Origin of the sequence: Tautonia plasticadhaerens (assembly GCF_007752535.1) — a bacterium.
Taxonomy (GTDB): Bacteria; Planctomycetota; Planctomycetia; order Isosphaerales; family Isosphaeraceae; genus Tautonia; species Tautonia plasticadhaerens.
Map to the genome: position 1 here is coordinate 889390 of NZ_CP036426.1, position 24610 is coordinate 913999.

Below are 24610 nucleotides of genomic sequence, written 5' to 3' on the forward strand. Positions count from 1 at the left end.
CTTGGCCTTCGGCCTGCAGCGCCTAGAATTCTCGGCGGCCGCTGGCCCGGCCCGATCCGCTGACGATCGACCACGCAACCGTGAGTGACCGACCCCCACCATGTGGCGTTTCGCCTGGAAAAACCTGCTCACCCGACCGTTGCGCACCACCCTGGCCCTGGTCGGACTCTCCATCCCCATCCTCGGGGTGCTGGGCCTCTACAGCGTCTCGGGGGGGCTGAAGAATCTCGTCGACGACACGCTGGAGAAGATCCAGGGGGTGGTCGTCCTCCGGGAGAATGCGCCGAGCCCGGTCTTCAGCAGCGTGGATCCCGCCTACGTCGATCGGATCGCCGCGATCCCCGGCGTCCGGGCCGTCGCGCCGGAGGTCTGGGGCATCCCCCCCACCGTCGAGGGCTCCAGCCTGATGACCAGGGCGGTCTCCGGGGAACTCGGCGGCCTGCTCAGCGGCGAGGGCGACCGGGAGCGCATGGAGCGCAGGATGCAAACCATGTTCGACGCGATCGTCCTCTCCGGGCAAGACATCCCGTCGCACATGGACCTGAACACCGCCGTCTTCGCCAACGCCATGGTCCCACCGGGGCAGGGGGGGGGGCGGTTCCTCGACGAGTCGGACATCGGCGAGAACCACATCGTCATCAGCGCCAAGATCGCCGAGAACCTCGCCTCCCCCGACGGCACCCCGAAGCGGGTGGGCGACACCCTCCGCATCGGCTCCGACCCCGAGACGGCCGACGTCTTCGAGATCATCGGCATCTACAACACCGGTTCGATGTTCCTCGACGTGGTGATGATCACGGACATCGACGTCGCCCGCCGGGTCCTCAAGGAGCGCGAGGACAAGATCTCCAACATTTACGTCGAGTCCGACGACCCTCGACGCATCAACGAGATCGCCGCCGCCATCGAGGCCGAGCTGCCCGACGTCGACGCCCGCGAGATGGACGAGCTGGCCTCGGATTTCACCCGACTGCTCGGCGACCTGGACAAGTTCCTGCTGATGATCGTCAGCCTCGCGCTGCTCGTCGGCGTCGTCGGGATCGTGAACACGATGCTCATGAGCACCACCGAGCGGTTCGCCGAGTTCGGCGTGCTCCGCACCAATGGCTGGTCCCGGGGCGACGTGCTGCTGCTGGTGACGGCCGAGAGCGCCTACCTCGGCCTTTGGGCCGGGCTGGTCGGCTGCGGGCTGTCGATGATCCTCGTCGCCATCGGCAATCAGTTCGTCGGCGGCGGCCTGAAGCTCGCGCTCGGCCCCGGCCTGATGGCCTTCGGCCTCGGGCTGTCCGTGGTCATGGGCGTCCTCGGGGGGCTCTATCCGGCCTGGCGGGCGTCTCGGCTGGTGCCGATGGACGCCATCCGCCTCGGCGCCCACTGATCTCCCCCCGATCCACACCGCCGAAGCCAGCCAGAGGCGACCCCCGATGATCGACGTCCTCGACGTGACCAAGACCTACCGCCGGGGAGAGCAGCAGGTCGACGCCCTCCGGGGGGTCACCTGCCACATCCCCCGCGGCTCCTGCGCCTTCATCGTCGGCCCGTCGGGGTCGGGCAAGAGTACCCTCCTGTACCTGCTCGGGGCCCTCGACCGCCCCGGCGGCGGCTCGATCCGCATCGAGGGTTCCGACCTCACCGCCATGTCCGAACCCGAGCTGAACGCCTACCGGCGCGACCACATCGGCTTCATCTTCCAGTCGTTCAACCTGATCAACAATCTCACGGCGATCGAGAACGTCCTCATCCCCTTCCTGCCCCGGGGCATCACCCCCGAGCAACGCGAGCGGGCCGAGCGGCTCCTGGGCGAGGTCGGCCTCGGCGACCGGACGCACCATCGCCCCCGCCAGCTCTCCGGCGGCGAGCAGCAGCGCGTCGCCATCGCCCGGGCCCTGATCAAGGACCCGGTCCTCGTCCTCGCCGACGAGCCCACCGGCGAGCTCGACTCGAAGACCGGGGACGAGATCTACCGGATCCTCCGCCGCCTCCAGGCCGAGCAATCGACGACCCTGGTCGTCGTCACCCACGACCGCCGCTTCATCCGCCCCGACGACATCGTCCTCGAGATCCAGGACGGCCTGCTCCGCACCGACGCCCAACCCCAGCCCGGCCACCTCGCCGAGGCCCGCTGACCGCCGCCGATCAGCGCGTCAGCCGGGCGATCACCCCGGCGTGCTCCGGGTATCGCCGGGTCAATTCGTCCCGATCGGCCAGCTCGAAATCGGCGAAGTCGAATCCGGGGGCCACGGTGCACCCCACCAGCGCATACTCACCCGGTCCATCCACCGTCGCCCCGAACCAACATCCCGCGGGCACCACCGCCTGGGGACGTTGCCCGGCGTCCAGGTCCAGGCCCACGCGATGCGCCCGATACGCCCCGCCGGGCTCGATCACGTGGACCGTCAGCGCCGAGCCCGCGTGGAAGTGCCAGACCTCGTCTGACTTCAGGCGGTGCAGGCTCGAGTACTCCTCGCCGGTCAGCAGGAAGTAGATCGCCGTCGACGCCGGCCGAGGGGCCCCATACCTCCCGCCGAGGATCCCCCCCTCGAGCCGATCGGCCGATCGGTACGACTCCCGGAAGTAACCCCCCTCGGGATGGGGCTGGAGGCCGAGGCGGTCGATCCAGGTGTTTGCATTTGTCATGGGTTCCTCGCAGGTTCGGATCGGGCCCGAGCCGGGCCGGGCGGCGACGCGGGCCCCGAAACCCGACGGCCCGCATTCTAACGGGCGGTCCCCCGCGACACACCCCCGGGACGACGGGGGACGGTTGCCATCCGTCGCGGGGGCCGGGACAATCGCCGGATCGAACGACCCGACGACCGCCGAGGCCCGCCCCCCATGCGACTCCCATGGATCGCCGCACTCCTGATCGGCCCGATCCTGCCGGCCGCCCCCGCCCTGGGCGACACGCCCGAGCCCTCGGTCGCCGACGTCTCCTACTACGGCGAGGCAGCCCCGGATGCCTACGCCGCGGAGCGTTGTCGGCTCGACGTCTTCCGGCCGGAGGGGGTCGACGGGTATCCGAGCGTCGTCTTCTTCCACGGCGGCGGCCTGCGCGACGGCAGTCGGCGGGCCGGCGACCTGCTCGCGGCGCGGTTCCTGCCCGAGGGGATCGGCGTGGTGGTGGCCGACTATCGCCTCTCGCCCAGGGCCGAATGCCCGGCGTACGTCGAGGACGCCGCGGCGGCCGTGGCCTGGACGCTCGATCACATCCGCGATCTCGGCGGCGATCCCGACCGCGTCTTCGTCTCCGGGCACTCCGCGGGCGGCTACCTCGCGGCGATGGTCGGACTCGACCCGCAATACCTCGTCCGCCTCGACCACGACCCCGCCGAGCTGGCCGGGTTGCTGCCGATCTCCGGGCAGATGATCACGCACTCGACGGTCCGGGCCGAGGGGGGCATTCCCGAGGATCGACCGATCATCGACGCCTTCGCCCCCGCGTTTCACGTCCGGCCCGATGCGCCGCCGATCCTCTGCCTGGCCGGCTCGGACGACCTCCCCGCTCGGGCCGAGGAGAATCTCTACTTCGTCGCCGCCCTAGAGGCCGCGGGTCACTCCCCGTCCCGCTGCCTGATCGTCGACGGCAGGGACCACGGCTCGATCTACTCCCGGATGGCCGACGCCGACGACCCGGCGGCCGAGGCCATGCTGGCCGTCATCCGGGGTCCGAATCGCTGACCCCTCGCGCAGCCGTCGGGGCGTCTTCCCGGGAGAAGAGGCACGGCTCAATCGCCCATCATCAGGACCACCTTGCCGAATCCCCGGTTCGACTCCATGTGCGATGCCGCAGCGACCACCTCGTCCAAAGGGAAGGCCCGGTCGACGACGGGCATGACCGTCCGGCGTTCCAGCCACGGGACCACCCGATCGGCGAAGCGACGCGTCGCGGCGATCTTCTCCTCGATCGGGCGGGCGCGGAGTGTCGTCCCGACGAGCCGGGCCCGCTTCGCCAGCAATTGCGATAGGTCCAGTTCCGCCTTCCTCCCGCCGAGCAGGCCCACGACCACCAGCCGGCCCTTCGTCGCAAGCGCGTCGAGGTTGGCCGACAGGTAGGGGCCGCCGACGTGGTCGATGATCGCCGGCACCCCCTCCCCCCCGGTCCGATCCAGGATGACCTTCGGGAACTCCTCGGTCGAGGTGTCGATGCCGACATCCAAGCCGTAGGCCCCGGCCCGCTCCAGCTTGCTCGCCGTCCGGGCGGTGCCGAAGGTGGGGCAGCCCATCGCCCGGGCGATCTGGAGCGCCGCCGAGCCGACCCCGCCGCCGACGGCGTGGATCAGCACCGCCTCGCCCGGCCGCAGCTCGGCCTGCAGGTCGATCGCGTCGAAGGCCGTCAGGAAGACCTCCGGCACGGCGGCGGCCTCCGCCCAGTCGAGGTTCGCCGGGATCCGGACCAGCATCCGCTCGGGGACCGAGACGTACTCCGCCAGCCCCCCGCCGCCGACGATGCCGAAGACCCGGTCGCCCGGCCGGATCGACCCGATCGCGTCGGGGCCCTTGTTCTCGACCTCGCCCGCGAATTCCAGCCCCGGGACGTCCGGGGGGCTTCCCGGGGGCGCGGGGTACATCCCCCGGGCTTGCAGCGTGTCGGCCCGGTTCAGGCCCGAGGCCCGCACCCGGACCAGCACCCGATCCCCCCTCGCCTCCGGCCGGGGGACCTCGCGGACCTCCAGGACCTCGGGGCCCCCGGGGCGGGTGATGACGACGGCTCGCATGTTCGCCTCAAAGCTTGAGATAGATTTGATTCTTCTCCAGGTGCCGCACCAGGAGGTACGTGATGGCGAACGCGACGCCGAATCCCGCCGCGGCGTACCAACCCGGGGCGTCCCTCGGGACGTACGGCGTCACCGCCGAATTCACCAGCGGGTGCAGCACATACGCCGCCAGCGCGTTCCGGCCGAAGGTCCGGAAGATCCCGAGGCGGATCGGGCCCAGGTCGCAGAGCAGCACGAACAGGGCGAATATTGCCGCCGAGAACCCGGCCGCGAAGGTCAGGTAGCTGACGGTCCCGGCCCTCTGGCTCATCGTCCAGAGGTTCGGCTCGATCCCGGGGGGGAAGAACGGCGGCGCCGCCCAGCCGGGCCGGGGCGACCCGTCGCTCGCCTCCGCCCCTCCCAGACATGACAGGCCGTAACCGGCCGCCATGAGCACCAGCGCCCAGCCGAGCAGCGGGGCCAGCGACCCCCGTGGGCCCCGGGAGGCCATCAGGTCGTAGGCGACCGAGCCGAGGATCATCGGCGTCGTCCAGCTCAGGAAGGCGAGCTGGCCGCCGTCGATCACCGGGCGGCCCATCGCCCAGTCGAAGAAGAACAGGTCCGAAAGCCACAGGTGCAGGGCCGCCGACCCCGCCGCGAACGCGAGCCTCGCGGCCGTGCCGGCGGCGATCACCGGCATGATCCACAGCGAGGCCAACGCGATGTGCGTCAGGGTCTGGAACCAGCTCCGCTGGAACGCCGTCTCGAAAAAGCCGGGGAGCCCGAGGCCCTTCAGCTCCTCCCAGGACTTCACGCCCCCGTCGAGGTGGTACACGATGAAACCGATGAGCATCAACCCCATCGACCTCGACGCGACGTGCCCGTAGGCCGACCGCCGTCCCTCGCGTCGCAGGCGCTTGAGCAGGGTCAGCCGGTATGCATACCCCACGGCGAAGAAGAACTGGGGCATGATCGTGTCGGCATAGCTGCAATACGTGTTGTGGTGATCGAGCACCGGGAGGTTGCGCGAGACCCAGTCGTAGCTCCCCAGGAAGTTCACGAGCAGCATCCCGACCACGGTGTAGCCGCGGAACTGGTCGAGCGAGGCGATCCGCCTCGACGCCGGCTCGGTACCAACCTGCACGTGCGCCGTCGCCATCCCGCGGCTCCCCCGCCCGGTCGCCGCCGGGCATCGACGATTAGCGGTCGCCCCCGGCCTCGACGGCCGGGCGGTTCCAGTAGATGCGGACGTTGTGCGAGGCCCGGCCGCCGGCGATCAGCTCCGGCCGGCCGTCGCCGTCCAGGTCGGCGGCCATCGCGTCCTCGACCGCGACCCCGCCGTCGTCGATCGCGTGCTTCGTGAAGGCGATCGGGTCCGACCCCGGCACCGGGTCGTACACGAACACGCCGGGGCCGGCGTGATTGGCCGTCCCCTCGGGATTGGGGTCACGCTGGCCGATGATCAACTCCTCCGCCGGGTCGCCGTCCAGGTTGGCCGTCCAGACGGCGTGGCCCCAGGTCAGCGGCTCGTCGATCACGCGACGCTCCCACGGCGCTTCGGCCGTTTCGGGCTCGGTGTAGACGACGACCTGGAAGCCGTGCCACGGCTCGATCGTCCCGATGTACTCGCTCCCGTCCCCGAGGCGGCCGACCTTCACCTCGCTCGCCCCCTTGTTCGGCACGGCCTCCTGGTTCCCCGATCCCAGCTTCGAGCGAGCCCATCCCCCGTCCCCCCGGTCGAGCTGGAAGACCCCCTCCCAGGAGCCGATGACCAGCTCCTCCTCGCCGTCCCCGTCCCGGTCGATCGGGTGAAAGTTGTGCGTCGCGTGCAGCCCGTCCTCGGCGACCTCGACCGGCCAGTCGTCCCCCGAGGGATCCCCCGGGATCGAGAAGACGAGGACGCGGGTCCCCGCACCCGCCCCCCAGTCCGGTCCCGACGTGCCCCTCCCCTGGAGCGGGAGCACGACCAGCTCGGGACGGCCCTCGCCGTCGATTTGCGCCCAGCGCATCCGGTGGACGGTCGGCTCGCCGCCGATCGGGATCAGCGCCCAGTCCTCCGGACCGTCCTGGCGGGCCCAGAAGAGGGTGCCGCCCGCCTGCGTGTCGGTCGGCCGCCAGTCGGCGCCGATGGCGAAGTCGAGGTCGCCGTCGCCGTCGATGTCCAGCGGGGCGAAGCAGACGTTGTCCCTGCGGGTCCCCGCCGCCTCCTGCGTGGCCCCCTTGAGGATCTCGTGCCGGGTCCAGCCGGGGCTCTCGTACCAGACGATCGCGTCCTCGGTCAGGGCGCAGACGTCCGGCCGGTCGTCGCCGTTCACGTCCGCCACGTTCACGGCATAGACCACGTTCCCGGCGTGCGGGTCGATCTCCTGCACCTCGAACGCGGGGAACGGCGCGGCCTCCTGGGACGCCGCCGGGGATGGGAGCAGGAGCACGAGGCAGGGGGAATAACGCAGGAGTCGCATGGGCGTCCTCGCGGATGTCGGTCCGTTGCGCGGGAGGGGCGCGGTGCGGGGCGAATCGGCGTCGGGCCCACCGGTCGAGCGGGAATCGGTGATGGGCGGCCGGGACGCCGGCGTCGATGTCCCTCGTCACGACCTCGCCCCGATCCTCCAGGGCGCGACTATACGGGCTCGGGTCGCCCAGGTCCACGATCCGCACCCGGCAGGCCCCCAACGGCTCGGGTCGATCGTCATCGATCCCCTCGGCCATCGCCGCACGGTTGGCCCCGTCGCCACCGCCAGCATCTCGAAGTTCCGGGCCGAATCCGGCATCGGCCCCGCGACCGGTCGGGAACAGGGGGGCGACACGCCGAGGGCCTGGGCTTCGAGGCCAAGAACGACGGCCGATCGCCCCCGGGGAAAGGATGAGGGCGTCGGCCGGAGTCGGGTCGATCGGGGGGACGGGCGGTCGGCGATCAGCCGTGCTGGTGGCCGTCCGTGGCGAGCGATCGGCAGTGCTCGGCACACTTCCGGCACTGCTCGGCGCATTCCTTCATGATCGCCTCGTCGGACTTCTCGCAGACCTCGGCGCAGGCGTCGCAGGCCTTCGCGTTCGCTTCGTGGGCGACGCCCGCCAACGAGCTGTGACGGGCCATCAGCTGGGCCGAGAGGTGGCAGAACTCCTGGCAAGCCACGGTGATCTCGTGGGCCTGCGCGTGGTACGCCGCGTCCCCCTCCCCCTTGCTGAGCTGAGTGAGGCAGTGCAGGGCGGCCTCATTGCAATACTTGGCGCAGACTTCCATGACGCTGACGCCCTCGTCATGGGCGTGAACGTCGCCTTGCGCCTGGGAGCCGGCCAGGGCGGATCGTCCGGTCACGGTGAGGGCGGCGGCCCCGAGGCCGAGGGTGCTGAGCAGATCCCGGCGTTGCATGGTGATGCTCCTTATCGTCGTCGTCGGGGGCGGGACCAGGCGTCCCGCCCCGTCGGCCGCCCGAGGCGGCCCGTGCCCTCGGGCGGGGAGGGCTCTCCCCGGTCGGGGGGACGGGGGTCGGAGGAGCAACTGTTGCGCCGGATCGGGATACCTCGGGGCGAGATATCCCGATCCGAATGAGGCGAATGCTCGCCTCCGGGCCAGGCGGCCTTCGGGCTCATCCCCTGGGCAGGAGGTTCGCCCAGAAATTCACCCCCGCATCGAGCTTCAGCTCCGCGATCGAGGCGGTGCGTCCCAGGTCGCTGCGGTACCAGGCGGCCACCTTGGCCCGGGCGGCCTCCTCGATCGACTGGATCGAGAGGATCATGGTCGGGGCGTCCCAGGACCGGCCGTTGATCTCGGCGGCGGCGGCGGCGACGGTCGCCGCGTTCGGCTCCCGGCCGAGCAGCGATCGATAGGCACCGACCACCAGCCCCTCTGCCGAGCCCCCTTGCCGTTCGAAGAACTCCGGGGAGGCCAGGATCGCCGCCCGGACCTCGTCGGGGCGGGTGCCGCCGGCGAGCATCGAGGCCCAGAAGGCGACCCCGGGATCCGCCTTCAAGTCGGCGATCGACCCGGGCCGTCCGAGGTCGCCGCGATACCAGCCGGCCACAAGCGTCCGCCTCGCCTCGTCCGACCGGAGGATCGACTCTGCCACGTCGAGCCGGGGCGATCCCGATCGCAGCCGGGCCGACCAGAAGTCCAGCCCGCCCGGCTCGACCTCCCGTCCCAGGACCAGCCGGTAGAGCGTCGAGACGTACGCCTCCGGCGTGCCCCCGGCCCGGGCGTAGAATTCGTCCGACGAGATCAGGGACGCTCGCAGTTGCTCGTCGGTCCAGGTGCCGGCGACCGGCCTCGGGGCGAGCGGGAGCGGATCGATCGATCCCGAGGCGGGAGGCGTCGGGGTCGGCTCGGGAACCGGAGTCGGCTCGGGAACCGGGGTCGGCTCGGGAACCGGAGTTGGGGTCGGAGTCGGCTCCGGTGTCGAGGGGGCGACGATCCGAGAGGCGTCGAGGAGGCCGCCGGTCGCGACGAGCCCGCCCAGGGAGGGCAACGGCCGGGTCGAGGAGACGACCCGCTGCGCGAGCTGGGCGGCCGACTCGCCGGGGAAGACCGCCGCCGCGATCGCCACCGCCCCGCTGACGTGCGGCGCCGCCATCGAGGTGCCGGTGTACGACGCGTAGCCTCCCGGCACCGTACTGACGATCCGGTCGCCCGGCGCCGCCAGGTCGACCGTCCGGGCGCCGTAGTTCGAGTAGCTCGCCAGCGCCCCGGACTGGTCGATGGCCGCCACGGTGATCGTGTGGGGGTATCGGTAATTCGACGGATAACTCGGCCGGACGTCGTTGTTCACCGCCTCGTTGCCCGAGGCCGTGACGAACACCGCGCCGAGCGAGCCGGTCGCCGGATTCGCCTGGCCGGCGGACCGGATCGCGTCATCGAGCGCCTTGGAGTAGCCCGGCCCCCCCCAGCTCGCGTTGAGGACCCGGGCCCCGTGGGACGCGGCATAGTAGATCGCGTCCACGGCGTCGGAGATGAGGCCGCTCCCCTCGGCGTCGAGGACCTTCAGCGGCATGATCGTGGCGCCGAAGGCGACGCCCGCCACCCCCTCGCCGTTGCCGGCCGTCGCGGCAATGGTCCCGGACACGTGCGTCCCGTGGCCGTTGTCGTCCCGAACGTCCGCGGAGGAGGAGACGAAGTCCCAGCCGTGGACGTCGTCGACCAGCGTGTTGCCGTCGTCGTCGATGCCGTTGCCGGGGATCTCGACCGGGTTGACCCAGATCCGGCCGGCCAGATCCGGGTGATCCAGGTCGATCCCGGTGTCCAGGACCGCCACCACCACCCCCGCCCCCGCCCCGGCCGACGCCCAGGCCTCCGGGGCGTTGATGTCCCGGTCGTCCGGGTTGTCCAGGCCCCAGAGCTGGGAGAAGTTCGGGTCGTCGGGCACCATCCGGGCGGCCGACGACCGCACCAGGGGCGCGTCCGCCTCGGCGTAGGCCACCCAGGGGCGGGCATTGAGCCAGCCGACCGCCGCGTCCCTCGCCGATCGGCTCGACAATCGCAGCAGCGAAGGGCCGTCGGGGAAGGCCTGCTCGACGTAGGCCCCGAGCGAGCGATACGCCCGTTGCACCGCGGCCGGGTCGACCCCGTCGACCGTCCGGACCAGCAGCGCGGTCGAGGCGCTCGCGAGCGCGGAGGCGCTCGGGCCCCCCGAGGTCGAGGGGGTCGAGGCGAGGACGCTGAGCAGCTCGCGGGCCTCCAGTGCCTCCACCGCCGGCGCGCAGCGCGATCGTTGAGCCGTTCTTGGCATTGGTGCGAGATCCCAGGTGTGCATCAATTGGTGTGGAGGGCCGGGGGTGGAGACCTCCCGGGTCCTCTGAAGGCCGGCGCGACGGTCGAGGAGGGCCGGGGCCCTCGGGCCGTCGCTCGACCGATGCCCGGGCACGCCGGGCGGCGGCGATCGACCGGCGAAGACGCGATCATCCGAGCCCGTAGGCCGGGTTCCGCGACTGCTCGGCAAGACAACTATAGGTTGCTTTTCGGCCGGACGCGAATCCGGGCGGGGGTGTCCCGCCGTTTTCGGCATCGCGTGGGGAGGCCGCCGGGCGGCCCCGGAGGGCAGGGCGGGTGGGATCGCGACGGACCGAGGGCGATCCCGCCCCGCCCGGTTCGACGGCCCTTCCCGCATGGGAAGGGCCGTCGCTCGGGGGGTGGCAGTGCGGTTGTCGGCGGAGTCCGATCTGCGGGCCGGAGCCCGGCCGGCGGATCAGGACGCGACCGATTCCCAGGTGCCGCCCCTGGCGCTCGAGGCGATCGCCTCGCAGAGCTGGACCTCGTGGTGGCCGTCGGCGAAGGTCGGGAAGGGCGCCGGGCCGGAGCAGCCGCCGCCGATCCAGCCGTAGAAGGACAGGGCGAGCTGCTTGAAGGCGTCGGGGAAGCCCTCGGCGTGGCCGCCCGGGTAGTGGGAGATGTCGGCGGCGGCGGGATCCATGATCGACCAGTCGCGCTCGAACGCCTCGCTCGGGCGCCCTCGGCGGCCGATCCACATCCGGTTGGGCGTCTCGCTGTCCCAGGCGATCGACCCCTCGGTGCCGGAGATCTCCAGCGACAGCCGATTCTTCCGACCGGCCTGACACTGGTTGACGTGGTAGACGCCGCGGACGCCCTCGGTCCAGTGCATGACCACGGCGCCGTAGTCCTCGGTGACGATCGTCACCGGCTCGGTCGCCCGCTCGGCCGCGGCGGAGCCGGAGTACGTCTCCGAGCCGCCGACGGGCTTGCGGCGCTCGGGGTGGAAGATCGCCAGGTCGGCCATCACCCGCTCGATCTTCAGCCCGGTGGCGAACTGGGCCAGGTCCATCCAGTGGGTGCCGATGTCGGAGATGGCCCTCAGGTTGGTGGCGTGGTCGGGCTCGACCCGCCAGTTGTAGTCGGTGGCCTGGAGCAGCCAGTCCTGGGTGTAGGAGCCGGTGATCGAGAGGATCTTGCCGAGGTCCCCGCGGGCCACCCGGGCCCTCATCTCGTGGCAGAGCGGGTAGAACCGCACGTTGTAGTTCACCGCGGCGGCCTGCTTGGGACGCTCGGCGGAGAGCTTCGCCAGGTCGCCGGTCTCGGTCGAGTTCAACGCCAGGGGCTTCTCGCAGAGCACGTGCTTGCCGGCCAGCAGCGCGGCCCGGGCCTGCTCGTAGTGGACGAAGTTCGGCGAGGCGATGTGCACCGCGCCGACCTCCGGGTCGGCCAGCATGGCGTCCAGGTCGGCGAAGACCCTGGGGATGCCCAGGCGTTCGGCCGTCTTCCTGCCCAGCTCGGGCGTCATCTCCAGCACGCCGACCACGGGCACGCCGATCCGTCGGAGGGTCTCGCAGTGGACCGGGCCGATGAAGCCGCCGCCGACGAGGGCGACCTTGGGGGGGGTGTTCAGGACGGTCGGGGCACCCATGTGTCGTCTCCATCTGGTCCGGACCGGGGGCGCGGCGGGGAGGGGCGGTCCTCCCGTCCTGGCCCGGATCGCATCATCTCGATTGAGCCGGCCCCCGGTTCGCGCGACGGACGGGCCCGAGAGGCCCGTCTCAGGAGCGGATCGCCGGGGGGCCCGGCGTACCTCGTCTCCGCAATGCCGCCCAACATAACGGACCGCCCGCCACCCGACTAGGGCCCGCCTCCGCCGTCCGGCCCCGATGCGGGGCCGTGCTGATGCTCGTGCCGGTGGGGATGATCGTGGCCGTGGCCGTGAACGTGCCCCGCCTCCCCGATCGGGCTCGCCGGTGCCAGCACGAGCCTGCCCGTCTCGACGCCCTTGGTGCCGATCAGCCCATCGGCCATCTCCCGGACCAGCCGGACCGGCCCCCGGAGCAGGATGACCTCCAGGCAACGGTCGTGGTCGAGGTGCACGTGGGTCGTCGTCAGCACGCGCTCGAAGTGCCGGTGCTGGAGGTCGTTCAACCGGTCGGAGATGCCGGCCTTGTGGTGGTCGTAGACCAGGGTCAGCACCCCCACCGTCTCGGCCTGGTCCTGGTTCACCACGTCCTGGATCAGGGCCGCGCGCATCAGCCCCCGGACCGCCTCCGACCGGTTCGGGTAGCGGTGCTCCTCCCGGTAGCGATCGAATTTCTCCAGCAGGTCGCCGCCGATGGCGACGCTGAAGCGGACGAGGGGGTCGTTCATCGGTCCTCCTGGCGCGATCCGGGGAGGGTCCGGCCGGGACTCCATCCTACCCCGGCCTCCGGGCCGATTCGAGCTGTCATTGGCCCCGGTCCCCCGGGTCGACCCCGAGGAATTCGGCCAGCGCACGGGCGAGCCGCCGGGCCACCTCCTCGTCCGACGCGACGAACAGGCGTTGCATCCCGCCCCGCCCGCCGACCCGGTAATGGAGCAGGACCGGGAACCGGATCCTCTCCGTGGCGGGGCCCGTCCCTCCCCCGGACTGCTCGACCTCCCGGGCCCATCCCACCGATCGGGGCTCGCCGATGGCCTTGCTCGTCCGGTTCTCGAGGCCGAGGAACCACCAGGAGCTGACGAGCCTCCCCTCCCGACGGTCGACGATCAGCCGGTACCGGCTCGACGCGAGGGCGACGCCCAGGGCCGACCCCGCCACGGCCGCGAACGCCCCGAGGGCCAGCAGGGCCGAGCGCTCCCTGGGCTCCCCGCTAGAGACGGCCCCCGCGACCGCCCCGGCGAGCGCCGCCAGCCCCAGCATCCCGATCACCACGCCGCACGACCGCCGGGGGCCCCGGACGAAGACCAGCCGGTCGTCGTCCGAGGCCGCCGGGTCGACCTCCATCACGGGAAGGCCGCCGCCCTCCACGTTGAAGAAGTCCATCGATCAGCCCACCGGCTCGACGTCGACCCACTCGCCGTCCTGCCGGCCGCTCCGGACGGCCGCGTCGAGGAAGGCCATCCCGGCCACGCCGTCCGCGATGCCGGGCAGGTGCATGTGGTCGGGGACCTGCTCCCCCAGCTTCGCCCGGATCTGCCACTCCAGGCAGCGGTGCAGGTTCGCCATCGCCTCGTGGAACCCCTCCGGGTGCCCCTCGGGGACCCGGATGAACGGGGTGATCGTCGAGGGGAAATAATTGTACATACCACCGAGGCGGTAGACATGCACCGGCTCTCCCGCCCGGTAGTACTTCAAGTTATTGTGATCGGTGATCGACCACTCCAGCGTCCCCTCGGTGCCGACGACCCGGAAGCCGTTGTCGTTCTGGGCGCCGATGGTCACCTGGCTGGCGGCGATGGTGGCGACCCCGCCGTTGTCCAGGTCGGCCAGCACGGTGAAGTCGTCGTCCAGCGCCCGCCCGGGCACGAAGGTCTTCAGCCGGGCCCGGACCCGGGTGGCGGTCAGGCCGGCGACGAACCGGACGAATTCATACGCATGGGTGCCGATGTCGCCGCCGCAGCCCGAGGCGCCCGACTTCGACGGGTCGACCCGCCAGGACGCCTGCTTCTGCCCCGCGGCGTCGGCCGTCGACTCCCGGCTGCCGGCCAGCCAGCCCTGGGGGTACCACGCCTCGACCTTGCGGACCTCGCCCACCTTGCCGTCGGCGACCATGTGTCGGGCCATCATCACCATCGGGAAGGCCGTGTACGTATAGGCGACCACGAACGGGACGCCCGCCGTCTTCACCGCCTGATGCAGCGTCCTCGCCTCGTCGAGGTTCATCACCAGGGGCTTCTCGCAGAGCACCCCCATGCCGGCCTCGGCCGCGGCCACGGCGGGGCCGAAGTGGGCGTCGTTGGGGGTGACGATCGTCACGTAGTCGATGCCGTCGTCCCGCTTCGCCTCCTCGGCGATCATCGACCGCCAGTCGCCGTATCCCCGCGTGAAGAACAGATCCCTGGCCGAGGCGATCGCGTCGTCGGGGTTCGACCGCAGGGCCCCGGCGGTCAGCTCGGCGGAGTTGTCGATCAGGATGCCCCGGCGATGCGGCCCCCCGAAGAAATTCGCCGGCCCGCCGCCCCCCACCATCCCCACGCGCAGCTTGCGACCCATGTTCGGCATCCCCTGTCCGGTCGGCTCGGATTCGGATCTGGATCGAGGAAGAGGCCGGGCCCGGCCGGCCCCGAGAAGGGCCAATCTAGGCCCACCCCGGGGCAACCGCAAGCCCTCGCCGACGCCGCCGGGCCGTGGCGTCGGGCCGACTCATCTGCGAGATTATGACCGGAATCGGGGACCGACGCCTCCTCGACGGGCGTGGCACGCCGGGGCGTCTCCAAGGGGGGGAGGGGAGGGTCAGCATGTCCAAGGCCTCGGCCGACGCCCGCCCGCAACTGGCGGGCATGAAGTTCCTCGTCGAGGCGTTGCTCGACGCCGAGGGCTCCGGCAAGGTCGTCCGCATCGGCGATCGAACCCAGCCCGGCCGGCGCTACGCCCTGAAGTTCATCAACCGGGAGGGGCCCGACGACGACGTCGACCTCGCCCGGGCCAAGGCCGCCTGCGAGGCGAGCGCCAAGCTCGGCCACCCGGTCCCGCTCAGGTACCACGACTTCCGCGTCAAGCGGAAGTGGGTCTGGTTCGGGCCCGGGCGGGGCGAACTGCTCATGGAGTTCGTCCCCGGCAAGGCGATCGACGCCGTGCCGGACCTCTCCCTCGACCAGCTCGTCCTGATCTTCCAGAAGGTCGCCTCCGGCCTGGCCCACATGCACCGCCGCAGCGTCCGACACGGCGACCTCGCCCCGAGGCGCATCCTGCTCACCCGAACCGGCGACGTCAAGCTGCTCGGCTACGGCCTGGCCCAGGTCCCCCCCGCGCTCCGGGAGCAGTACAAGGGGGAGCGCCGCTACATGGCCCCGGAGCAGATCCGCGGCAAGATCCTCGGCGACCGCACCGACGTCTACTCCCTCGGCGCCGTCATGTACCACCAGATGACCGGCCAACCCGCCAACGTCGGCGGCCGCTCCAAGGGGGACGTCGAGAAGATCCCCCTCCCCGCCCGGCTCAACCCGGCGATCGGCGCCTCGCTGAATAACCTTCTCGTCGGCTGCCTCCAGAGCGACCCCCCGAAGCGCCCCGAGACGATGTACGAGGTCAGCCAGCGGCTCGACGCGATCGTCACCGAGATGGGCCTGGACGACTCCCTGCTCCGGGGCGTCGCCTCGACCGCCGACTGATGCCCGGCCATTTCGTGTGACTGTCCCTCGCCGATTCCACGATCTTAATGGGAGGCGGCCCTCAGTCCGCCCCCGGGCCCGCCCCGGGCATCCTGGCAGCGATCCCCTCCCCCGATCCGAACCTCCCCAGCATGGTGCGCAGTTCTACGGAGCGAACCCATTTTGCGTTTGAAATTCCTGGCCCTGAAACGACTTCCGTTCAATGGGATTGGCGCACCGTCCGCGTCCCATCCCCGTCCTGTCCTGACAGCCGTACCCTCCGGAGTGTTGCAGGAAGTCCAGGAATCCCGGCCCGGCCCGGATCCCCCCGGAGGCGGTGCGCGATTCTACGGAGCGAACCCATTTCGATTCCGATATCCCTGATCCTGGAATGACTTCCGTCCTCGGGGCTTGGCGCACCGGCCCCGTCCCGGCCCTCGGACGATCCGTCCCTGGTCCCGTAGCAAGGCCCTGCCTCGCCCCCCGACCTGGGCCCCGGCCCTTCGACGCTCGAACCGTCCCGACTCCCTCGATTTTCGCCCAGGCCATCATGCTGACCACCCTCCTCCCCCTGATCCTCATGACCGCCCCGCAGACCCCCGCCGACGCCGGTCCGGTCCGGCTGATCTTCGACACCGACCTCGGCAACGACGTGGATGACGCGCTGGCCCTCGGCCTGATCCACGCGCTCCAGTCCCGGGGCAAGTGCGAGCTGCTGGCCGTCACCGTGACCAAGGACCACGAGCTGGCCGCCCCGCTGGTCGACGCCATCAACCATTTCTACGGCCGGGGATCGATCCCGATCGGCGTCGTCCGGGACGGTGCGACCCCCGACCAGGGCAAGTTCCTGGGCCTGGCGACCGAGATGGGACCCGGCGGCGGCCCCCGCTACCCGCACGACCTCCGCTCCGGCAATGACGCCCCGGAGGCCGTCACCCTGCTGCGACGAGTCCTGGCCGGTCAGCCCGACGGCTCGGTGGTGATCGCCCAGGTCGGCTTCTCGACGAACCTGGCCCGGCTCATCGAGTCGGCCCCCGACGATGCCTCGCCGCTCTCCGGCCGGGAGCTAGTCTCGAAGAAGGTCCGACTGCTCTCGATCATGGCCGGCGCCTTCGCCCCGGTCGACGGCCAGGAACGGTTCGGCGAGTACAACGTCGTCGAGGATCTCGATGCCGCCCGGTCCCTCGTCCAGGGCTGGCCGACGCCGATCGTCTTCAGCGGCTTCGAGGTCGGCAACGCCATCACCTATCCGGCGGCGAGCATCGAACGCGACTTCTCCTACGTCGACCGCCACCCGATCGCCGAGGCCTACCAGGGCTACGAGCCCACGCCCCACGAACGCCCGACCTGGGACCTGACCAGCGTGCTTTATGGCGTCGAGCCGGATCGGGGCTACTTCGACCTCTCTCCCCCGGGCCGGGTCGTCGTCGACGACGACGGCCACACCCGGCACCTGGCCGACCCGGAGGGGCCGCACCGCTACCTGATCGCCTCGGCGTCGCAGGTGGTCCGGGTCCGGGAGGCGTTCGCCCAGCTCGTCAGCCAGCCGCCCGATGCGAGGGAGGGCCGCTGATGGCCGGGCCAGGGCGGCGCGACCCGAGGCGCCTCCCCCCACCTCGATCAGGGCTGGCCGGGGGCGCCGAACGGCACGGCGAACCCACCGAGGTCGAACCCCCGGGCGTCGTCGTCCCACCAGTACCAGGAGCGACGGTCGAGCGAGAAGGCGATGTTCCAGGTCCCGTCCGGATTCGGCTGGGCGCCGAAGGCTAGCCAGAACGGGGAGGCGACGTCCCGGTAGAGGTGGGAGTCGAGGAACCGGGGCGCCCCGACCGAATTGGACCCGGCTCCGCCGAAGAAGACCTGCTCCCGGGACTCGAAGGCCAGGTCGCTCCGCCAGAAACGGTACGGGTTGCGGCGGTCCTGGGGCGCGTCGAGCCAGCGGTAGAGCCCCAGCCCGGTCCCACCGCTCAGTTCGAAGGAGCCGACCCGGCTGACGAACCCCCGGGCGATCCCCCCTTGCGGCGGGAAGGCCCCGCCCGGCGGGAACCCCGGGGCCACCCGGGCCTCGGGGGCCCCGGCGGCCGGGGCCTGCCGCTGGGCCTTCTGCCGGGCGACCGACCCCTCGGATCCGCCCTCGCTCGGCGAGCCGGGCTGCACGACCCCTCCCCCCTTGGTCACCTGCGCCCGGGCGCTGGCCCGGGGCGTCGGGGAGAGGAGCATCGAGGCCGACAACAGGACGAGGGCCGAGCCGGCGATCCAGGCGAGCTTGAGGGGCGTTGCGGTCGTCATCAGTGGTCACTCCGTCGGGGGGGCGGGGGAGGGGAGGGGCCGATCGGCCCGGCCGGGTCGCTCAGGCCGGTTCGCCGAGGATCGGGGGCATCGGGCTTCCCAGCGAGTCGGCGACGGCCCGGAGCAGTTCCCCCTCCTCGACGGAGACATGCCCATCGGCACCAACGACCGTGGCACAGGCCCGGAGCACGTCCCGCTTCAGCGTCGGGCTCGCCTCGGCCAGGGAGTCCAGCGCCTTGCTGATCGCCTCCAGCCCGGCCTCGGGGGACGGGCCGACGCGGGCCCCTCCCCAACCGAGCGCCCGGGCCCCCTCGTCGAAGGCCCGACGGGCCTGCTCGCCCTGATCGGGCTGGCCGACGCGGGCGATCGCGGTGAGCAGCGTGGCGGTCGGCCCCGAGATCGCCCCGGGGGTGGTGTGCCGGACCTTCGGCTCGGCCCGGCCGCCGAACTGCGGGGCGAGGTGCCGCATCAGCAACCGGAGCAGGGCGAACTCGAAGAGGCTGATCGACTGGTCGGCCTCCATCAGCATCCGGACGTTCTGCTGGAAGGCCCGGAACTGGTCGGGCGACATCTGCCGGAGGCTCGGGATCGCCAGCTCGACGATCGGCAGCCGGGCCCCGGGGTCGAGCCGGTCGACCTGCGTCAGGGCCTTCCCCGTCTCCTCGAAGACCTTCGGGTCGGCCGAGGAGGAGAGCGACCGGAGCTGGGCCTCGCGGATCCGTTCGTCCCGGTCGAGCAGCAGGGCATAGATGAGGGCCCGGGCGCTGTAAGGGTCCCGGGTCAGGCGCTGGACCGGCGTCGGCAAGGACTCCAGCAACCCGGCCGCGTAGGCGAGCCGCTGGGGGTCGACCGTGCCGATCTTCGTGATCGCCTCGACCGGGTCGAACTTCATCCGGGCCTTGCCGGTCGACTTCGGGGCCTCCGCGCCGCCCCGGTCGACCTGGGCGTGGCTGGGGGGGGCGAGCGAGACCTTGGAGAAGTCGCCGTCGAAGCCCGGGTCGATCCGCCGGATGCGGTCGGCCAGCGGGGGGTGGGTGGCCAGCATGGCCAGCCAGGCGCCCCCGACCCCGTCCCCGAAGTACATGTGGGCCGCCTCTCCCGCCTCGGGGGTCTCCAGCTTCGACCCCTCGGAGATCGCCCCGATCTTCTTCAGGGCCCCGGCGATGCCCTCCGGGTTCCGGGTGAATTGCACCGCCGAGGCGTCGGCCAGGTACTCCCGCTGCCGGGAGACGGCCGCCTGGATCAGCCTGCCGAAGAACACGCCGACGTAGCCGATCACGTACAGGGCCAGGCCGATCAGCGGGAGCGGGTTGCCCCCCTTGCGGTCGTTCGACGCCCTCATGCCCGAGTAGAGCGTCGACCGGAACAGGATCCAGCCCGTGATGCCGATCAGCAGGATGCCGAACAGCACCCCCATGAGCCGGATGTTCAGCCGCATGTCCCCGTTGAGGATGTGGCTGAACTCATGCGCCATCACCCCCTGGAGCTCGTCCCGGGAGAGTGTTTGGATGCATCCGTGGGTTACGCCGATCACCGCGTCGTCGGGCGCATAGCCGGCGGCGAAGGCATTGATGCCCCGCTCCTTCTCCAGCAGGTACACCGGGGGCACGGGGGTGCCGGAGGCGATCGCCATTTCCTCGACGACGTTCAGGACCCGGCGTTCGTCGGCGTCCCTCGTGTCGGGGTGGAGCAGCCGGCCGCCGAGGAGTTCGGCCACCGTGTGCCCGCCCCCGGCCAGCGAGGCGATCTTGAACAGGCTGCCGCCCCCCACCAGGGCCGTCGTGCCCAGGGCCACGATCCCGAGCAGGCCGGGATCCCAGAAGTCCCGGGCCCGGACGGCCTGCCCGCCCGAATCGCCGGGGCCGACGAGGGAGAAAATCAGGACGCAGGCCAGGTACACCGCCCCGATGATGGCGATCACCGCCAGGACGAAGTAGAAGACCAGCAGGCCCGTCTTGCGTCGGGCGACCTCTTGATGCTCGAAGAAATCCATGGGAGTCGGCAGCGCGCGGGGGGGAGTCGGGGAGGTGGGAGGAGGCAGGGCGGATTCGCGGGAGGCCCGAAGGTCGGGGAATCGGCGGTTCGGTCCCCCCCGACCTTCTGGCCTCCCGCGACCGGATCAGGAGAACGACACCCGGGGCGCCTCGCGCTCCTTGGGGGACTCGACCTCGAAATACTGGGCCGGGGAGAAGCCGAAGATGCCCGCGAAGATGACGGCGGGGAAGACCTCCCGGGCGTTGTTGTAGGTCATGGCGGAATCGTTGAACGCCTGCCGGGAGAAGGCGACCTTGTTCTCGGTGCTCGTCAGCTCCTCCTGGAGCGCCAGCATATTCGTGTTGGCCTTCAGGTCGGGATACGCCTCGGACAGCGCGAACAGCCGGCCGAGCACGCCGGTGCCGGCGGAGATGGAACCCAGGTCCGACTCGGCGGCGTTGAGGCGCTTCATGGCGTCCGGGTCGGCGGGGTTAGCGGCCACCTGATTGCTGGCGTTCACCGCGGCGTTCCGGGCGTTGATGACGGCCTCCAGCGTCTCCCGCTCATGGCTCATGTAGCCCTTGGCCGTCTCGACGAGGTTGGGGATCAGGTCGTACCGCCGCTTCAGCTGGACGTCGATCTGGGCGTACGCGTTCTTGTACCGGTTGCGGAGCTGGACGAGCTTGTTGTACGTCCCGATGGCCATGAAGATCAGGATGACGGCGATGACCCCGATCACGATCAGGGCGATGGCCGTCCCCCCGAGGCCACCGGCCTCCTGGGCGAAGAGCAGACTCATGGGCGGTCGTTCCTCCGGTCGGGTGTTCGGGGATCCGGGGCCTGGCGTCGGGAAGGGGCGGCGGCCTCAGGCCGGGGCGAGGTCTTCACGAGCCTAACGAGAGTTCGCCGGCAAGTCCATTTCCTCAAGTCCGACGGCGCGGGGTCCCGTCGAGCGCCTCGCTCGCGTCCCGATCGCGGTTGACCTCACGGCCCGATTCTGCCAGAACACGGCCCACCCCTTCGCTGGCCCGAGTGACCCGGGACGCCGACGGATCCAGCCTCCCGATTCCCACCCTTCGACTCGGATCCCAACTCGGCTCGGCGGCGGGCTCCCGGTGCGACTCGTCGAGGGGTGGGGATGCTCTTCAACTCGTTGGCGTTCGCCGCCTTCTTCGCCGTCGTCTTCGCCCTTTACTGGGCCCTGGGACGACGCCATCGGGCCCAGAACGCCGTGCTGCTCGCCGCCGGATATGCCTTCTACGGCTGCTGGGACTGGCGATTCCTCGGGCTGCTCGTCCTCTCGACGGTGGTCGATTACGGCTGCGGCCTCGCCGTCGCGCGGGTCGATGCCCCCCGGGCCCGGGGCCTGGTGCTCGGCCTGAGCCTGGCGGTCAACCTCGGCGTCCTGGGCTTCTTCAAGTATTGCGACTTCTTCACCGGCAGCCTCCAGGTGCTGCTCGACCGGGTCGGGGTCGAGGCGTCGCTGCCGGTCCTGGACGTCCTGCTGCCGATCGGCATCTCGTTCTACACGTTCCAGTCGATGGCCTACGTCATCGACGTCTACCGCCGACACGTCGCGCCGACGCGGGACCTGCTCCAGTTCGCCGTCTTCGTCTCGTTCTTCCCGCACCTGGTCGCCGGGCCGATCATGCAGCCGAGGACGCTGCTCCCCCAGGTCGCCCGGCCCCGGCGGTTCGACCTCGACCAGTTCTACCGGGGCGCCCACCTCATCGCCTGGGGCCTGGTGAAGAAGGTGGTGGTGGCCGACAACCTGGCGCCGATCGTCGACGACCTCTTCGGCCGCTGGGCGTCGATCGACGGCGGGCTCGCCCTGCTGGCGGTCTACGCCTTCGCCTTCCAGATCTACTGCGACTTCTCCGGCTACACCGACATGGCCCGGGGCGTGGCCCGCTGCCTCGGCTTCGAGCTGGCGTTGAACTTCAACCTGCCCTACTTCGCCGCCAGCCCCCGGGAGTTCTGGCAACGCTGGCACATCAGCCTGTCCCAGTGGCTCCGGGACTACCTCTACATCCCGCTCGGCGGCAGCCGGGGAGATCGGGCCGTCTGGGCGGGGAATGTCGTGCTGGCGGCGCTGGTCGGCTGCTTCGGGGTGGCCGGATGCCTGGCGGTCGAGGAGTGGCCGGGGTTCGCCTCCTGGCGGTCGGCGGTGCCGACGCCCGCCCCGATGCTGGCCGCCGGTTTGCTGATCGGGTGCTCGGCGATCCTGGCGATCCGGGGGCGTTCGGCCCTTACGGGACGGAACCTGATGCTGACGATGATTCTGGGGGGCCTCTGGCACGGGGCGGCCTGGACGTTCGTCGCCTGGGGTGCCTACCAGGGGATCCTGCTGGTCGGCCATCGCCTGCTGGAACCCCTGCTCGATCGACTCCGGCCGTCCGACCCGGTGCATCGGGCCTGCTGGACGGGGCTCTGCATCGTCGTGACGTTCCACCTCGTCTGCCTCGGCTGGCTCCTCTTCCGGGCCGACTCGATCGCCCAGGCGTCCGGGATGCTCGGCCTGATCCTCTCCGGCCCGACGCTCCCGCCCGCCTCCTCCCTCGTCCCGGTCCTGGCGGTCGTGCTGCCGCTCCTGCTCGTCCAGGCGGCCCAGCATGCGACGGGGGACCTTGAGATCCTGCAGCGGACGCCATGGTACGTCCGGAGCCTCGCCTACACGGCCGGCTTCTACGCGATCGTGCTCGGGGGAGAGTTCGGGGGCGGACAGTTCCTCTATTTCCAATTCTGAACCGGGCTCGATCATGTGGCGGCCGTCCTCGGGACGGTCGATCCGGCATCCCTCGGCCGTCGACAGGGCGTTTCCCATCCACCCCACTTCAGCTCCCGGAGCGACTCTGGTCATGGACTCGGCCTCCCGACGCTCCCGGCTCCCCCTCGGGCTGATCGGCGCCGCCGTGCTGGTGGCGCTGATCGAGGCGAGCCTGTCCGACCGGCCGATCGAGCACGCGACCAAGCCGGGCCTCGCCTGGGGCTTCGGGGCGACCGCCTCGGCCTCGCATCCGGGGGCGATCGGGGCCGAGGTGCTCTGCCTGGGGGACAGCTTGGTCAAGCTGGGCGTCCAGCCTCCGGTCCTCGAAGGACGCCTCGGGCTGCGGTCGTTCAACCTGGCCGTCCCGGGGGCCCCGGCGCCGGCCAGCCTGTTGCTCCTCCGCAAGGCGATCGATGCCGGGGCGAGGCCGAAGGTCGTCGTGGTCGACTTCGACGAGAACCTGCTCGCCGTCTCCCCCCGGGAGGGCCTGGAGCAATGGCCCGAGCTGCTCGACGGCCGGGGCTGGCTCGACCTGACGCTGCTCACCGGCGACCTCGACCTCGCCGCCCGGGTCGGCCTGGGGATGGCCCTCCCGTCCTGGCGAGACCGCCGGGCGATCCGAGAACAGGTGGTCGCCGCGCTGAACGACCGGGAGCGAGCGATCCTGCCCGAGCTTCGGGCGCTGAGGCGCAACTGGCTCCGCAACGGTGGTGCCCAGCTCGCCCCTCCCGGCGATCGGGTCCCCTCCGAATGGCGGCCTCCCGGCGGCGACGGCGGCCCGCCCGGCCGGCGCTGGAAGTCCCACCCGGCCAATGAGGCCGCCGTGCATCGGCTCTTCGAGCTGGCCGATCACTACGGGATCACCGTCGCCTGGCTCCTCCCGCCGACTCGCCCCGACTGGCAGTCCCGCCGAGACTCGCTCGGGATCGTCGACGCCGTGGATCGCTTCGTCGCCGAGGTCCGCTCCGGGCACCGGAACCTCGTCGTCCTCGACGCCCGGGCCTCCGGCTTCCCCGCCGAGGTCTTCCGGGATCCGACCCACCTCGACGGCCTCGGCGCCGTCGCCCTCACCGAGTCGCTGGCCGAGGCGCTCCGCCCGATGCTCGACCCTTCCGCGGGCTCCCCTCCGCCCGGCCTCGTCTCACTCCGCCCCTTCGAGCCGCCCGCGGGGCCCATCTCCCAGGAGGACATGGCCCGATCCGCCGCGATCACGGCCGCCGAGGAGACCCGACGGCGTTGATCCGAGGCGATCGGCCCGAGATCAACCCTCGCCCGGGCCGGGCCCGCTCGTCGAGTCGGGCAGGGGCGGGAACAGTTCCCCGAGTCGGCAGGAGAAGCCGGGGATGACCGCCTCGCCGAGGAGGTTTTCGTCGGCTCGGATCCGGCCGGCCGAGCCGCCTTGCCGGTAGATCACGGCCGATCGGGCGATCGGGTAGATCACCCAGAGCAGGGGGATGCCGGCGTCAAGGTAGTCGAGCAGCTTGATCTCCAGGTCCTCCGCCTCGTCGTTGGGCGAGACGATCTCGACGGCGAGATCGGGCGGAATGGTCAGGAATCCCGCGGCGATCTGGGCGGCGCTCAGGCGATCGCGGCGGACGAAGCTCAGGTCGGGCTTCCGGACGCGACGGGGGCGGTCGGGGAAATAGCGGTGCATCGTGTCCGAGGCGAGGAGATAGCCCATCCCCTCTCGTTCGATGTGATTGCCGAGGATTTGCGTGAGCCTCGTCGTCACGATGCCGGTGAGTACGCTCACGCTCCGCTCCACGAGATGTCCGTCGATGAGCTCGAAATTCGAGTCGCTGGGAAGCGAAAGCAGGTCCTCGGGCTCGTAGAGGCGGCCCGGCTCGACGATGGTCGCCATCGGTCTTGCTCCATTTCGGACACGTTGCTCGG

Annotated in this window: 21 protein-coding genes; 7 read left to right on the forward strand and 14 right to left on the reverse strand. The window is 71.2% G+C overall.

Features of this window, described 5'->3' with window-relative positions; all coding sequences use genetic code 11:
- The first annotated feature begins 100 nt into the window (after positions 1-100).
- Both ElP_RS03330 and ElP_RS03335 read left to right on the forward strand, forming a co-directional pair.
- Positions 101-1378 carry an ABC transporter permease gene (locus tag ElP_RS03330; protein ID WP_145267222.1) on the forward strand — a complete coding sequence of 426 codons (1278 nt, stop codon included), beginning with the start codon at positions 101-103 and terminating at the stop codon, positions 1376-1378.
- Positions 1379-1424: 46 nt separating this feature from the next.
- Positions 1425-2126, forward strand: a complete 702-nt coding sequence (locus tag ElP_RS03335; protein ID WP_145267224.1) for an ABC transporter ATP-binding protein — start codon at positions 1425-1427, stop codon at positions 2124-2126.
- Between the two features lie 10 nt (positions 2127-2136).
- Here the strand turns inward: ElP_RS03335 and ElP_RS03340 are convergent, their stop codons facing one another.
- Positions 2137-2637, reverse strand: a complete 501-nt coding sequence (locus tag ElP_RS03340; RefSeq protein WP_145267226.1) for a cupin domain-containing protein — start codon at positions 2635-2637, stop codon at positions 2137-2139.
- A 195-nt stretch (positions 2638-2832) separates the two neighbouring features.
- Here ElP_RS03340 and ElP_RS03345 point away from each other — a divergent pair, with 195 nt between their 5' ends.
- Complete coding sequence (locus tag ElP_RS03345) at positions 2833-3675, forward strand: alpha/beta hydrolase (RefSeq protein ID WP_145267228.1); 843 nt, start codon at positions 2833-2835, stop codon at positions 3673-3675.
- 47 nt (positions 3676-3722) lie between these two features.
- On the opposite strand, the gene ElP_RS03350 is transcribed toward ElP_RS03345, so the two are convergent.
- The 9 genes from ElP_RS03350 to ElP_RS03390 form a co-directional block, all read right to left on the reverse strand.
- On the reverse strand, positions 3723-4712 hold the full coding sequence (locus ElP_RS03350; RefSeq protein WP_145267230.1) for an NAD(P)H-quinone oxidoreductase: 990 nt from the start codon (positions 4710-4712) through the stop codon (positions 3723-3725).
- Between the two features lie 7 nt (positions 4713-4719).
- Complete coding sequence (locus ElP_RS03355; protein ID WP_145267231.1) at positions 4720-5850, reverse strand: heparan-alpha-glucosaminide N-acetyltransferase domain-containing protein; 1131 nt, start codon at positions 5848-5850, stop codon at positions 4720-4722.
- Positions 5851-5890: 40 nt separating this feature from the next.
- Positions 5891-7153: an FG-GAP-like repeat-containing protein gene (locus ElP_RS03360; RefSeq protein ID WP_145267233.1), complete on the reverse strand. Its 1263-nt coding sequence runs from the start codon at positions 7151-7153 to the stop codon at positions 5891-5893.
- A 452-nt stretch (positions 7154-7605) separates the two neighbouring features.
- On the reverse strand, positions 7606-8061 hold the full coding sequence (locus ElP_RS03365) for a four-helix bundle copper-binding protein (protein WP_145267235.1): 456 nt from the start codon (positions 8059-8061) through the stop codon (positions 7606-7608).
- Positions 8062-8278: 217 nt separating this feature from the next.
- Positions 8279-10411, reverse strand: coding sequence for a S8 family serine peptidase (locus ElP_RS03370; RefSeq protein ID WP_197446682.1), 2133 nt, complete (start codon positions 10409-10411; stop codon positions 8279-8281).
- 456 nt (positions 10412-10867) lie between these two features.
- Entirely contained in the window at positions 10868-12040 is a 1173-nt protein-coding gene (locus ElP_RS03375) for a Gfo/Idh/MocA family protein (RefSeq protein WP_145267239.1), read from the reverse strand.
- Positions 12041-12249: 209 nt separating this feature from the next.
- Entirely contained in the window at positions 12250-12765 is a 516-nt protein-coding gene (nikR, locus tag ElP_RS03380; RefSeq protein WP_145267241.1) for a nickel-responsive transcriptional regulator NikR, read from the reverse strand.
- A gap of 76 nt (positions 12766-12841) precedes the next feature.
- The gene (locus ElP_RS03385) at positions 12842-13420 is read right to left on the reverse strand and encodes a hypothetical protein (RefSeq protein WP_145267244.1); all 579 of its coding nucleotides are present in this window, start codon (positions 13418-13420) and stop codon (positions 12842-12844) included.
- A 3-nt stretch (positions 13421-13423) separates the two neighbouring features.
- On the reverse strand, positions 13424-14590 hold the full coding sequence (locus ElP_RS03390; RefSeq protein WP_145267246.1) for a Gfo/Idh/MocA family protein: 1167 nt from the start codon (positions 14588-14590) through the stop codon (positions 13424-13426).
- 245 nt (positions 14591-14835) lie between these two features.
- Between ElP_RS03390 and ElP_RS03395 the strand changes: the two genes are divergently transcribed.
- Both ElP_RS03395 and ElP_RS03400 read left to right on the forward strand, forming a co-directional pair.
- On the forward strand, positions 14836-15708 hold the full coding sequence (locus ElP_RS03395; protein WP_145267248.1) for a serine/threonine-protein kinase: 873 nt from the start codon (positions 14836-14838) through the stop codon (positions 15706-15708).
- A gap of 529 nt (positions 15709-16237) precedes the next feature.
- Positions 16238-17260 carry a nucleoside hydrolase gene (locus ElP_RS03400; RefSeq protein WP_145267250.1) on the forward strand — a complete coding sequence of 341 codons (1023 nt, stop codon included), beginning with the start codon at positions 16238-16240 and terminating at the stop codon, positions 17258-17260.
- A 47-nt stretch (positions 17261-17307) separates the two neighbouring features.
- Here the strand turns inward: ElP_RS03400 and ElP_RS03405 are convergent, their stop codons facing one another.
- The 3 genes from ElP_RS03405 to ElP_RS03415 all read right to left on the reverse strand — a co-directional run bounded on the left by ElP_RS03405 (position 17308) and on the right by ElP_RS03415 (position 20749).
- Positions 17308-17976, reverse strand: a complete 669-nt coding sequence (locus tag ElP_RS03405; RefSeq protein WP_145267251.1) for a hypothetical protein — start codon at positions 17974-17976, stop codon at positions 17308-17310.
- A 61-nt stretch (positions 17977-18037) separates the two neighbouring features.
- Positions 18038-19969: a M48 family metallopeptidase gene (locus tag ElP_RS03410; protein WP_145267253.1), complete on the reverse strand. Its 1932-nt coding sequence runs from the start codon at positions 19967-19969 to the stop codon at positions 18038-18040.
- A gap of 126 nt (positions 19970-20095) precedes the next feature.
- Positions 20096-20749 (reverse strand): LemA family protein, encoded by a 654-nt coding sequence (locus ElP_RS03415; RefSeq protein WP_145267255.1) that lies wholly within the window; start codon positions 20747-20749, stop codon positions 20096-20098.
- 339 nt (positions 20750-21088) lie between these two features.
- Here ElP_RS03415 and ElP_RS39300 point away from each other — a divergent pair, with 339 nt between their 5' ends.
- Both ElP_RS39300 and ElP_RS03425 read left to right on the forward strand, forming a co-directional pair.
- Positions 21089-22696, forward strand: coding sequence for an MBOAT family O-acyltransferase (locus ElP_RS39300; protein WP_231749451.1), 1608 nt, complete (start codon positions 21089-21091; stop codon positions 22694-22696).
- Between the two features lie 112 nt (positions 22697-22808).
- On the forward strand, positions 22809-23957 hold the full coding sequence (locus ElP_RS03425) for a hypothetical protein (protein WP_145267257.1): 1149 nt from the start codon (positions 22809-22811) through the stop codon (positions 23955-23957).
- Positions 23958-23978: 21 nt separating this feature from the next.
- On the opposite strand, the gene ElP_RS03430 is transcribed toward ElP_RS03425, so the two are convergent.
- Complete coding sequence (locus ElP_RS03430; protein ID WP_145267258.1) at positions 23979-24578, reverse strand: Uma2 family endonuclease; 600 nt, start codon at positions 24576-24578, stop codon at positions 23979-23981.
- Positions 24579-24610: the final 32 nt, after the last annotated feature.